At 64.0% G+C, this 12286-nt stretch carries 13 protein-coding genes; 2 read left to right on the top strand and 11 right to left on the bottom strand.

Annotation, left to right across the window (positions count from 1 at the left end; genetic code table 11):
- Positions 1-87: 87 nt before the first annotated feature.
- The 3 genes from dprA to AC25Z0_RS03130 are packed head-to-tail and all read right to left on the bottom strand — an operon-like array spanning position 88 to position 3367.
- Positions 88-1473, bottom strand: a complete 1386-nt coding sequence (gene dprA / locus AC25Z0_RS03140; protein ID WP_488132280.1) for a DNA-processing protein DprA — start codon at positions 1471-1473, stop codon at positions 88-90.
- The gene (locus AC25Z0_RS03135; protein WP_488132279.1) at positions 1470-3005 is read right to left on the bottom strand and encodes a YifB family Mg chelatase-like AAA ATPase; all 1536 of its coding nucleotides are present in this window, start codon (positions 3003-3005) and stop codon (positions 1470-1472) included. The genes dprA and AC25Z0_RS03135 overlap by 4 nt, the downstream gene beginning before the upstream one ends.
- The gene (locus AC25Z0_RS03130; RefSeq protein ID WP_488133105.1) at positions 3005-3367 is read right to left on the bottom strand and encodes a YraN family protein; all 363 of its coding nucleotides are present in this window, start codon (positions 3365-3367) and stop codon (positions 3005-3007) included. Before AC25Z0_RS03130 ends, AC25Z0_RS03135 begins: the two co-directional genes overlap by 1 nt.
- A gap of 230 nt (positions 3368-3597) precedes the next feature.
- On the opposite strand from AC25Z0_RS03130, the gene AC25Z0_RS03125 reads away from it, so the two are divergent.
- Complete coding sequence (locus AC25Z0_RS03125) at positions 3598-4629, top strand: DUF2776 family protein (protein ID WP_488118797.1); 1032 nt, start codon at positions 3598-3600, stop codon at positions 4627-4629.
- A 6-nt stretch (positions 4630-4635) separates the two neighbouring features.
- Here AC25Z0_RS03125 and AC25Z0_RS03120 read toward each other — a convergent pair whose 3' ends face one another.
- From AC25Z0_RS03120 to nirD, 8 genes are all read right to left on the bottom strand, one after another.
- Positions 4636-4959, bottom strand: coding sequence for a DUF2469 family protein (locus AC25Z0_RS03120; RefSeq protein ID WP_488118796.1), 324 nt, complete (start codon positions 4957-4959; stop codon positions 4636-4638).
- Positions 4960-4971: 12 nt separating this feature from the next.
- A complete protein-coding gene (gene rnhB / locus AC25Z0_RS03115) occupies positions 4972-5616 on the bottom strand; it encodes a ribonuclease HII (protein WP_488132278.1) in 645 nt (214 codons plus the stop codon).
- Positions 5616-6362, bottom strand: a complete 747-nt coding sequence (lepB, locus tag AC25Z0_RS03110) for a signal peptidase I (protein ID WP_488118794.1) — start codon at positions 6360-6362, stop codon at positions 5616-5618. Before lepB ends, rnhB begins: the two co-directional genes overlap by 1 nt.
- A gap of 94 nt (positions 6363-6456) precedes the next feature.
- Complete coding sequence (rplS, locus tag AC25Z0_RS03105; RefSeq protein WP_488118793.1) at positions 6457-6798, bottom strand: 50S ribosomal protein L19; 342 nt, start codon at positions 6796-6798, stop codon at positions 6457-6459.
- Positions 6799-6947: 149 nt separating this feature from the next.
- Positions 6948-7466, bottom strand: a complete 519-nt coding sequence (locus AC25Z0_RS03100) for a hypothetical protein (protein ID WP_488132277.1) — start codon at positions 7464-7466, stop codon at positions 6948-6950.
- Positions 7467-7582: 116 nt separating this feature from the next.
- Positions 7583-8308, bottom strand: a complete 726-nt coding sequence (gene trmD, locus AC25Z0_RS03095; RefSeq protein ID WP_488132276.1) for a tRNA (guanosine(37)-N1)-methyltransferase TrmD — start codon at positions 8306-8308, stop codon at positions 7583-7585.
- 10 nt (positions 8309-8318) lie between these two features.
- A complete protein-coding gene (locus AC25Z0_RS03090) occupies positions 8319-9071 on the bottom strand; it encodes a sirohydrochlorin chelatase (RefSeq protein WP_488132275.1) in 753 nt (250 codons plus the stop codon).
- The gene (nirD, locus tag AC25Z0_RS03085) at positions 9068-9436 is read right to left on the bottom strand and encodes a nitrite reductase small subunit NirD (RefSeq protein ID WP_488118789.1); all 369 of its coding nucleotides are present in this window, start codon (positions 9434-9436) and stop codon (positions 9068-9070) included. Before nirD ends, AC25Z0_RS03090 begins: the two co-directional genes overlap by 4 nt.
- 226 nt (positions 9437-9662) lie before the next feature.
- Here nirD and nirB point away from each other — a divergent pair, with 226 nt between their 5' ends.
- Positions 9663-12260 (top strand): nitrite reductase large subunit NirB, encoded by a 2598-nt coding sequence (gene nirB / locus AC25Z0_RS03080; protein ID WP_488118788.1) that lies wholly within the window; start codon positions 9663-9665, stop codon positions 12258-12260.
- The last annotated feature ends 26 nt before the right edge of the window (positions 12261-12286 follow it).

Raw genomic sequence — 12286 nt, 5'->3', positions numbered from 1 at the left:
TGCAGCCTCATCGACGTGTCGACACGCGAGCGTCTCACCTTTGCAAATACCCGCGCACTGCGCGCACAGTCAACAGGCTCGCGGTCGTCAACGAGCCGACCTCGCCCCACCGACAGGGGCAAGCACCCACCCCGTGTCCCGCTCCCTGACGACGCCGTCGAGTTCGAGTGAGCCGAGCGTGCTTGTAACTGTGTGCACAGAGAGGCCGGACCGGCGCGCGACGTCAGCGGGGGCCCGTGCAGACCTGGCGGACAGGGCGTCGATCAGCCGAGTCTCATCGCTGGTGCGTTCCGCGTCGCGGGGAGCGGCAGACTCCCCCGCGACCTCGCCTCTGGCCAGGGCCGCCATCTCTTCAGCAGATGTGACGCAGACGGCATCGTATTCCCTGATGAGTCGGTGACAACCAGCTGACGATGGACTCGTCACCGGCCCAGGCACGGCACCGAGTGGTCGGCCGAGCGTTGCGGCGTGGCCGGCGGTGTTGAGCGAACCAGAACGCCATCCGGCTTCAACAACCACGGTCGCCTCTCCCGATGCTGCTATCAATCTGTTGCGTTGCAAAAAGCGCCACTTGGTGGGGGCCTGGCCGCACGGCAGTTCTGACATGACGGCGCCGACCTCACTGATCCGGGTGAGCAGGGCGTCGTGGCCGCTGGGGTAGAACCTGTCGACTCCCCCGGCCAGAAAGGCGACGGTCACACCACCGCTCGCCAGCGCGGCCCTGTGCGCCATGCCGTCGATCCCGTACGCGGCTCCTGACACGATTGCGAAGCCTCGGTCGACGAGTCCTGCCGCAGCCTCCATCGCCACGTGCTCTCCGTATCCGGTTGCAGCTCGCGCCCCGACGAGCGCAACAGAGTGGTCGAGCATCCGAAGCGAGTCCTGGCTCCCCCGCCACCACAGCGCGGTAGGACCGTGCACGCCCAGGTCATCGAGCTGGCGCGGCCACAGCTCATCGCCCGGTATCAAGAGACGAGCAGACACTCGCGCCGCCTGTTCAATGGCCCTGATGATGTCTGGCGACCTCAGCCGCGGTCGCCACCGCTCAAGGCCGCCCACAATGTTGTCGACGGTGTGCGAATCGTCTTCATCGCTGGCCAGTCCGTGCGACGCAAGCGCATCTCGCACCCGAGCAGGGCCGCCGTGACCGATCACCAATTCGAGGGCAGCCCCTGCGCCGATCGCCCCGATCAACACCCCGGCAACGCCATCACCCGGTTCTGCGATGCACGTCCAGGCCGCACGGGCAAACGTCTCCGCGATATCACTCTCCACGGCAGTTCCCTGTGTGCCAGCTGGCTCTGTGCCAGCTGGCTCTGTGCCAGCTGGCTCTGTGTCACGGGGCACTGAGTCATCGAGCTCAGCTGGGTTACCTCTCTCCCTGGTATCGCTGCGTCTCGCGTCGACCAGGCTCCCGCGGATGCTGGTCACCAGCCGCACGACATCGCGCTCCGGCAGGTCGAATATGGTCATGATGCAATTCCTCTCCGCAAGTACAGCGCTTGTCCGACATCATCGGCAGAAGGGACGGATGCCCCTGACAAATCAACGATTGACCAGGCAACGCGCAAGACCTTGTCGTAACCACGCATGGTCAGGCCCCCGCGTTCCAGAGCGCGGTCGAGGCTGACCGTGGCCGCTCGCGGCAGCCTCGCCGTGCGGCTTCGCAACCAGCTGCCTGGCACCTGGGAGTTGAGCGACCAGGGAGTACCGGCCAGGCGCTCGCGCGCAGCGGCGCGGGCGCTGACAACCCGCGCTCTGGCTTCAGCGCTGGTCAGGCGTGGTTCATCCTGGGAGAGCTGCAGCTGTGCTGCCGTGATCCGCCGCACGGAGAGCTGGATATCGATCCGGTCGAGCAATGGACCTGATAGGCGTCCCAAGTAGCGGCGCCGCGAATTCGGTGGACAGGTGCACTCCTGATCGCGTGCCCCGTACTGACCACACGGGCAGGGATTCGCTGCCATCACCAATTGGAAGCGCCCGGGGAAGTGCGCCACTCCATTGGCGCGATGAACGCTGATCTGCCCCGACTCAAGCGGTTGCCGCAGCGCGTCGAGCACCGCTGCAGCGAACTCCGGAGCTTCATCGAGAAAAAGGACGCCGTGCGCCGCCCTGGCTGCGGCACCCGGCCGGATGATGCCGCTTCCGCCGCCCACCATCGCTGCGGCCGTCGCCGTGTGGTGCGGCGCTTCCAGCGGCGGTCGGGTCACGAGCGACGATCCGATGCCGTACCCGGCCACCGATCGCACAGAGCTGACCGCCAGGGATTCCTCCGGCCCGAGATCAGGCAGGAGCCCAGGCAACCTGCCCGCGAGCATGGTCTTTCCCGCGCCGGGCGGGCCGAGCATGAACAGGTGGTGGCTGCCAGCCGCCGCAATCTGCAGTGCTGTGACTGCTTCGTCGTTGCCGATGACGTCGGACAGGTCGAGGTCGTCAACCGCGTCGGCACTGAGCGTCGGCACCTCGATCGGCGACACCACAATCTCCTCCAGCTCTGCACCATGCCAGATGGCTGCGTCACGAAGCGATGCGATACCCACGACCCTGATGCCCGGCACCAGGGCGGCTTCAGCCGCGTTCCCTGTCGGAACCATCACCGTCTTATGGCCGAGCTGGGCAGCGGCGACCACCGCCGGCAGAATGCCAGGAACCGGTCGCAGCCTGCCGTCGAGTGCCAACTCGCCGAGGTGCACCACCGCAGCGACCGAGGTCGCAGAGATGACCTGGTCTGCTGCGAGGCAGGCCACAGCAATGGCGAGGTCGAAGGCCGACCCACGCTTGGGCAGTGACGCCGGGGAGAGGTTGATGGTGAGCCGGTTGCGAGTCAGCGGGCATCCGGAGTTCTTGGCCGCGAGTCGCACACGCTGGGTGGCCTCGGAGAGCGCCGCATCTGGCAAGCCGATGAGGTACATGCCGGGAAGCTGGCCAGAGATATCGGCCTCAACTTCGACCAGCGAACCTGTGACGCCGAGCAGGGCAACCGAGAATGTGCGGGCCAGTCCCATCAGAAGACCCCGGTCAGGTGCTCGATGACGGGGTCGACGCCACCGGGCGCCACCACTCCGATCACGTCGATGCGGATCCGGCCGGGATGCAGGTCACTCTGTTCACACCACGCAACGGCCAGCCGCCTCAGCCTAGCCAGTTTGGCCACGGTGATGGCTTCGAACGGATGCCCGAAGCTCAGTCCTGAGCGCGTCTTCACCTCCACAAACACCACTTCGTCTCCGCGTCCAACGATGAGATCGACCTCGCCTTCGCGGCACCGCCAATTGCGTTCGATCACCGCGTAACCGCCGCGGATCAGGTAGTCAGCCGCCCATTCCTCGCCCCGCTTGCCGAGTTCGTCTTTGCGTGCCACGAGCACCTCCGACTCCCACTGTGGGTCAGGGTGTGCCGTTGGCACCCAGCCGCCGGGGATGTGCGGGATCCACGTCGGTTCGCCGCCCTGTTAGGGAGCTACTGTCGCCCGCAGCATGATCCGCCCGGCGATTGTTCTCTGCGCACTACGGGGGCAAACTGGGGGCAAAACCCTGGATCGGCCACGCAGTTGATGACCACGCGATCCGCGATCGGGGAGGCATCATGAACCATACAGTGAGTATCATTTTCCGGGCGATTCCGCTCCTCATGGGGGCTGTCTGCCTCGCCTTCGGCCTCTACATCCTGGCCGGGCCAGCCAACGCCAATCACTTCGTGGCCGGCCACGTCAATGTGGGGCTGACCGCGATCTGTTATGCACTGTTCACCACTGCGGCCACCATCATCCGGCAGCTCATCAACAAGTACGGGCGCGTCTGGCAGATCATTCTGCCGCTCTCCGGTTATGTGGTTGCCGCCGCCGCCATCATTTGGGGCATCGTCCTGGCCAACATGGACAACACCCCTGAGAACCTCACGGCGGGCTTCATCGTGATTGGCGTCGGCTTTATCGCCGCGTGCGTCAGCACCGTCGCGACGGCATCCACCAAGTTCACCTTGATCGAGGCCTCCCAGAAACTAGAGCCCCAGGGCGGCCCGCCCGCCAGCGCGTACTCTCGCGCCACTGGAGCTGTGCTGATAGCTATTCCTCTCGTGGTCGCCATCGTCGGCTTTTGCCTCGCGATCGGCCTGTTGGTGCGCGGAGACACGCCGGGATTCGTTGCAGGACACGTCATGATCGGCCTGTCGGCGATCTGCGCCTCGCTGATCGCGCTCGTCGCGAGCATCGTGCGCCAGGTGCGCAACGAATACGGCAACAGCGAGCGTTTCGCCTGGGTCTGGCTCGTCGTCGCGATGGGCACCATCAACCTGCTGCTTGGGCTGTTCGTGCTGCTCAGCTCTGACGAGCCATACCGGATAGCCCCTGGGTTCGTCCTCATGGGCCTCGGACTCGTGTGCTTCAGCATCCTGTCGAAGGTCCTGTTGCTCGCGCTCGTCTGGCGGCGCACATTCGCGCTGGCCAATCGCATCCCGCTGCTGCCCATCGGAACGGCGCTGACCTGCCTGTTCCTCGCCGCTTTCCTCTACGAAGCTGCCGGAACAGATCCCTCATTCTTCGTCGGCGCGCACGTGCTTACCGGCCTCGGAGCTGTGTGCTTCACGCTCTTCTCGATCGTGTCGATCCTCGAAGCGGGAACCTCAAAATAGAAAGCGCTACTCGTCGAGCGCGAGTTCCTTGGGCAGCTCGAATTCCTTGGAGGCCAATTCCTCGACGTTGACGTCCTTGAACGTCAACACTCGAACCGACTTCACGAAGCGGTCTGAGCGGTAGACGTCCCAGACCCAGACATCCTTCATCGTCAATTCGAAGTAGAAGTCGTGCTCGGTGTCGCGCCGTACGAGTTCTACCTCGTTGGCCAGATAGAAGCGTCTCTCGGTTTCGATCACATACTGGAACTGCCCGACAACATCGCGGTATTCGCGGTACAGGGCAAGCTCAACCTCGCGGTCGTAGTCCTCGAATTCGTCTTCTTCCATGGTGAGCCAATCTTACGCTGTCAACTTGAGCCAGGTCTTGCGATGGTGGACACTCGGCCCGAGTTCAGCGATGGCGCTCATGTGTCCAGCGCTGCCATATCCCTTGTTCGAAGACCAGCCATAGCCTGGCTCGTGGCCATCCGCTTCGATCATCAGGCGATCACGGTGCACCTTTGCAATAACGGATGCTGCCGCGACCGACCCGCAATCGCGGTCGGCCTTGACCCTGGTCACCACGTTCAGCGGGGTGTCGAGCGCGCGGTTCAGCCAGTCGTCGCTGCCATCGAGGAGGACGACGCTGGAGGTGATGTCGACGCCGGCCGCGAAGAGTGCCCCGAGAGCACGTTTTCCGGCCAACCCGAGGGAAGCCATGATGCCGAGCGCGTCTACTTCGGCGGCAGAGGCGAGGCCAACTGCTGAGTGCGGTGCCCACGCGGCCGCGATGGGGGCGAGCGCCTCCCTGCGCACCTCGCTCAGCATCTTCGAGTCCCTGATACCGGCGGGCAACGCCTGAGTGGATGCGGTGAAGACGGCGACGCCGACGGCCACGGGGCCGGCCAGCGCCCCACGGCCTACCTCGTCACAGCCGATGACGCAGGTTGCACCGGCAGCAAGCATCGCCCGTTCGACATCGAGTGTCGGATCGCTCACAGCCACTACTCCGCTGCCTCCTCGACGCCGCGGAACACCTCAGGGTAGTTGTCGAGCAAAGACCATCGGCTGGCAGGCCAGGAAATGACGAACGCGCGTCCGACGACATCCTCGATCGGCACGAAGCCCGTTCCAGGAGTGTCGCCGTTGTAGCGCGAGTCCTTCGAGTTGTAGCGGTTGTCACCCATCACCCAGAGCGAGTCCTCTGGCACGATGACATCGAAGTCGTCCTTCGAGACGCTCGTTGATCCAGGGGGAAGCTTCACGTATGGCTCGTCGAGCGGGACGCCGTTCACGCTCATCTGCCCGAGGGCGTTGCAGCACTCCACGTGATCGCCCGGCAATCCGATGACGCGCTTGATGAGGTGGTCGTTGCTGTCTGGGGCAGAGAGGCCAACGACGGAGAGCAACCAGTCGATGCCCGCGACGAAGGGATTCTGCTCAGGGGGAATCGTGGCCTGCAGCCATCCGCCCGGATCTTCGAAGACGACGACGTCTCCGCGCGTGATCGGCATGAGCGATGGCTCAAGCTGATTCACGATAATGCGATCGTTCTTCAGGAGCGTTTCTTCCATGGAACCGGACGGAATGTAGAACGACCGGATGAGGAACGTCTTGATGAGAAACGAGACAAGAAGCGCGACGACGAAAATGATCAAGAGGTCGCGTAAAAACAGAACCACACCGCGCTTTTTGCTTGGGGGTTCTGCTGCCGGGCGATCCGTTCGCGTTGGCAAGGTGTTTTCTATCATTTAACCGCCTGAGCTCCTCACCCAGCTTATGGGATGAGGAGCTCAGTCAAATCGCATTCAGGCACAGATGGCCTGAAACAGACGCAATGTCTGACTAGCGCTTTTCCTTGATCTTGGCCTTCTTGCCGCGCAGGTTGCGCAGGTAGTAGAGCTTCGCGCGACGAACGTCACCGCGGGTGACAACTTCGATCTGCTCGATGACCGGGGAGTGTACCGGGAAGGTACGCTCGACGCCGACCTGGAAGCTGACCTTGCGAACGCAGAACGTTTCGCGCACGCCTTCGCCGGAGCGGCCGATAACGACGCCCTGGAAGACCTGGACACGAGAGCGGGAGCCCTCAACGATGTTGACGTGAACCTTGACGGTGTCGCCGGCGCGGAAGTCGGGAAGATCCTTCTTCAGCGATGGGGCGTCCACGTGATCGAGAATATGCATGGTTATTCGCTCTCTGTAACCGCCACAGGTCGACTACGGATGTAAGTGTGATTGAAAGGCCGCGTTTTGCTGGCTCCCCTGTGGCAGAGGCATGCAGCGGCACAAACGCCTATTCTGCCACTAAACGGGTGTGCGCCGCAAAACGGTGCCTACTTTTCGTTGGGCTTTTCCTGCACGACGATGACGGTCGGGTCGGGGGTGCGGGTGAATCCGGGACCCTGCGTCGGATCGCGAAGGTCTTCGAACGATGGTGCGACGGGGCGCGCAGCCGCGTCGAACTGGTCGAGCGCATCCCGCATCCGACGGCGTGCGGTGTCGAACAATTCCCAGATCGCGAACCAGAAGGCGCCGATTCCGACGGCGATCACGAGAGCGGTGAGCCACGGAGACGCTGCGGCATAGAACCCCAGACCGATGATCAGGACGTGCCAGAGAGTCAGGACTCCGACATCCGGCCACGACACCGCCCTGGTGTCGCGCACGTCCTTCCTGGCGTAGATCAGCAGTGCAACCACGAGCAACGCGATTCCGAGCACCACGGCACCGAGGAAGACGCCCAACACCTGCCAGCCGCCTGCACCGAAGATGGGCCAGCCGACGACAAGCCAGAGGGGCAGGGCAACGGCAGCGATGAACTGCCAGTAGAAGAAGAGTTTTCGGAGGGCCACGGAATCAGAATATCCGTGGCACCAGCGAATGGGCCGGGAGTTCGCTGGGGGCAGAAGCGCGCCCTGTGTCGAGCGGCACGCTTCGCGATCACATTGTGGGGCTCACGCTGCGGGGCTCACGCGTCGCTGGTGCGCTCCAGAAGGTCAGGACGAACGCGCCTGGTGCGCTCCACCTGCTGTTCGTGTCGCCACGTTGCGATGGCGCCGTGGTTTCCGCTCAACAGGACAGGGGGAACCGTCAGGTCCCGCCACGCGGCCGGCTTGGTGTAGCTCGGGTATTCGAGCAGCCCATCCTCGTGGGATTCCTCGACCAGGCTCTGCGGGTTGCCAACGACACCGGGGATCAGCCGCCCGACGGCCTCGATCATGGCCATGACGGCCACCTCTCCCCCGTTCAGGACGTAGTCGCCGAGGCTGAGCAGGCGCACACGACCACGGGAGGCATAGTGGTCGAACACCCGCTGGTCGATGCCTTCGTAGCGGCCGCAACCAAAGACGAGGTGCTGCTCGTCGGCCAGCTCGCGGGCGATCGCCTGGGTGAACTGCTCCCCAGCCGGTGAGGGGAAGATCAGCACAGGGCCGGCGTCGTCGGCAGCATCGTCTGCGCCGGCATCCGTTTCGAGAATCGCGTCGAGGGCTTCGCCCCATGGCTCTGGTTTCATGACCATGCCAGCGCCCCCACCGTATGGCGTGTCGTCGACCGTGCGGTGCCTGTCGTGCGTGTAGTCGCGCAGATTGTGCACGCCCAACTCGATGATTCCCGACTGGCGGGCCTTGCCGAGGAGCGAGATGTCCAGCACATCGAAGAACTCGGGGAAAATCGTGACGATATCAATGCGCATACAGAGAATTCTACGAGAGCAGAAACGCCTCGGCTCGCGACAGCACGTCGCGCGCGGCCAGATAGCGGTCGAGAACGAGTTCGACGAGCAGTTCAGGCGGATGCTCCGTCGAAAGCAGTATGGGGTCGGTCACCAGATCTGCTCCCACGTCCTGGCAGAGGGACGAGAAGTAGCCGGGCGCAAGGAGATAGGTGCTTACGACCACCCGCTGTGTCGGATTCGCGGCTCGCGCTGCGTGCACCGCGTCGACGAGGCGAGGGGAGGTTGCTGAGATGAATCCGACTGTCACTGACGCCGAAAGGCGAGCCGACAGCATCCGCCCGACCGTGACGCAGTCGTCAACTGCACGGGAATCGCTGGATCCTGCTGCGGCCAGGACGACAGAATCGCCCTGCCGGTAACCCGCCCGTCGAAGGCGCATCTCGAGTATGTCGATCAACCTGGCGTCGGGACCAAGGGCTGCCGAGATCGTACTCTCGCGCTCGTGCCGTCCTGATTCAACGGCCAGGTCGACGTGCACGTGGTACCCAGCCGAGAGCAGGAGCGGAACGATCACGGCCGGCGTCCCTGGGTCGAGCGCGCCGAGTGTTGCGGCGACGTCTGGCTGTTGCACGTCGACGAATCCACCGGCGATATCGAGGTCAGGGCGACGCAGCGCCACGGCGTTGACCAGGGCGGCGACGGCAGCCTGGCCGAGAGGCGACGAGGTCCCATGGGAGATGGCCACGAGCGCGGGAGCTGTGGTCGTGAGGTTCAGGGTCATGCGTCGACTGCGACCTCAATAAATCCGCCAACCACACGCGTGCTGTATGTGCGCAGGAACAGGGATGGATCGGTGAAGCACTCCCCCGTTCCCAGGTCGTACACCTCTTTGTGGAGCGGCGATGCCACTGTGGGCCGGTCTCCCCGTGACCCGACGATGCCCCTGGCCATGACGTAGGAATCCGTGTGCGGATCGCGGTGCGCAACGGCGTAGATCTCTCGCGGAGAAATGAGGAACAACGCGATTTGTTTCATGCGCACCAGGGCGGCCTCACCCCACGACGGCTCCAAATCTGTCACAGCACAGGCGCGTTCCCACACGATCCCTGCCGGTGCGGTTGCTGCTGCATTCGCTGTCATAGTCATGTCGCACTCCCTGGTGTGGCGGGTGATTGGTGGGTACTTGCCACCGTACGAGGGCCACGTTTCGCCCAATGGCTGCTGGTGTTTCGTCCGCGTGAATCCGACCTCACAACGGCTCAGTGCGACTGTGCGTGTTTCGTAATCGAGGGATACGCCGGGGAAACACCGGGGTAATTGCCTCCTTGTACGCTCGGATGCATCACCGCATGCCTAACGAACAGGACCCCTGATGCCGTCACTCTCTTCCTCTCGTGAACCGAAGAGGCACGTCGTCGTCATCGGAGGCGGGCCTGCCGCACATCGGCTGACGGATGCGATCAACTCCAGAGCAGACGGGATGCTCACGGTCACCGTCATCACGGAGGAGACGCACAAACCATATGACAGGGTTGCCCTCAGCCAACGACTCATCAGCGACGTCGATCTGACTCTGCAGCCTGCGTCGATCTGGGACGACGAGCGCATCACGTTGCTCACCGGAACACGTGCGAGCGCGGTCGATCCCGTCCGGCGCTCTGTCACGCTCGCCGGAGGCGACGAGATCCACTACGACGAGTTGGTCTTCGCAACAGGCTCTAGCGCCCCTGTGCCTGAGATTCCAGGTGCCGGCCTGGCCAGGGTCTATCGCACCATCGACGACGTCCAGAATCTGGCTGCAGAGATCGCCGCTCTGACGGGCACGCTCGGACGACCTCCGCGCGTCGTGGTGGCCGGCGGGGGTCTTCTCGGCCTGGAAGCGGCCGGCGGAGTCGCCGTACTCGGAGCCGAGCCTGCCGTCGTGCATTCCGGCTCGTGGCTGATGAGCGCCCAACTGGATGAGGGCAGCGGCCAGGCGCTCGGCCGACTGATTGCCGCCCAGGGGATCACATTGCATACGGGGACACGGCCGCGGGACATCCTCACCACAGACGACGGCACGCAGGTCGTCGGTGTTCGGCTCAGCAATGGACAGAAGATTCCCGCTGATGTAGTGGTCTTCGCCATCGGCATCCGGCCGAGGGATGAACTGGCCGCTGCCGCCGGCATCACACTCGGTGCGCGCGGCGGAATCGCCATCGGCGCTGACTGCCGAAGCAGCGACCCGTCCATCTGGGCCATCGGCGAGGTCGCCAGCTTTGAGGACCAGTGCGTCGGCCTGGTCGCTCCGGCCAACGCCATGGCTGAAGTCGTGGCCGATCGCCTGCACGGCGGGCACGCCACCTTCACGACAATTGACGACGCGACAAAGCTCAAGTTGTCGGGAGTCGACGTCGCGAGCTTCGGCGATGCGCTGGCCACGACGCCGGGTGCATTGGAGATCGTCTACGCTGACCCTGCACGGGGCCTCTACCAAAAGCTCGTGGTGACGGATGACGCGAAAACACTCCTCGGCGGAATCTTTGTCGGCGACGCGAGCCCCTATTCCTCCCTTCGCCCGCTCGTCGGACGTGAGCTTGCAAACGAGCCGGCCAGCTACCTCTCAGCGGCCGGGGCTGAGGCGCCCAGCGGTGACGAACTCCCCGATGATGCTGTCCTCTGCTCCTGCAGCAACGTATCGGTCGGTGACGTGCGTGCCGCCGTTCGAGGGGACCATGCCGAAGCCTGCACCCAGCTCGGTCCTCTCAAGGCGTGCACGCGCGCCGGAACCCAGTGCGGATCGTGCGTTCCGCTGGTCAAGAAGATCCTGGAGAGTGAGCTCACCAAGTCGGGCATTGCCGTGTCCCGCGCGTTGTGCGAGCACTTCAGTCTCAGCCGCCAGGAACTGTTCGAATCGGTTCGGGTGCTGGAGTTGGCCTCCGCCGAGGAGATATTCGCCCGGTTCGGCAGCGGGCGCGGCTGTGACGTGTGCAAGCCGGCCGTCGCGTCCATCCTGGCCAGCCAGCAGGGCGCGTACATCCTCGACGCCGGCCGAGGCACCCTGCAGGACACCAACGACAGGGCCATGGCCAATATGCAAAAGGACGGCACGTATTCCGTCGTTCCTCGAATCCCAGGCGGAGAGATCACGCCGGCAAAGCTCGCCGTCATTGCCCAGGTTGCGACAGACTACGGGCTCTACACCAAGATCACCGGAGGGCAGCGCATCGACATGTTCGGCGCCAGGCTTGAGCAGCTTCCCGACATCTGGCGGATCCTCGTCGATGCGGGCTTCGAATCGGGCCAGGCGTATGGGAAGGCGCTGCGCAACGTGAAATCGTGCGTCGGGTCCACCTGGTGCCGCTTCGGTGTGCAGGATTCCGTGGGCCTGGCCATCCGCCTCGAGCTGCGTTTTCGGGGACTGCGCGCCCCACACAAGTTCAAGTTCGGCGTGTCAGGGTGCGCCAGGGAATGTGCAGAGGCCAGGGGCAAGGATGTCGGCATCATCGCATCGGAGTCTGGCTGGAACCTCTACGTCGGCGGCAACGGGGGTTTCCAGCCGACCCATGGCCAGCTGTTAGCGGCCGACCTCGACGAAGAAACGCTCATCCGCTATATCGATCGCTACATGATGTACTACATCCGCACGGCCGACCGGCTTCAGCGCACAGCCCGTTGGATCGAAGACCTGCCGGGCGGGCTTGATCATGTGCGAGAGGTCGTCGTCGAGGATTCGCTCGGCCTGGCCACCGAACTTGAAGAGGCGATGAACAAGCACGTCGACACCTATGAAGACGAATGGGCCGCAACGCTTGCGGACCCTGAACGGTTGCGTCGATTCCGGTCGTTCGTCAACGCGCCGACGGTGCCAGACCCGAGCATTGCCCACGTCGCTGAACGCGATCAAGTGCGCCCAGCCACGTCGGAGGAACGCGCGAATACCGGTACCGTTCTTCTAAGTGGGAGTCGAATTCCCATCAGGGGCGAATGAGAAATCAGGGGCGAATGAGAATGAGG

The organism is Leifsonia sp. Y862, from assembly GCF_057669585.1.
Note: the sequence above shows the minus strand (reverse complement) of the source record. Positions and strands in the feature narration are given on the sequence as shown.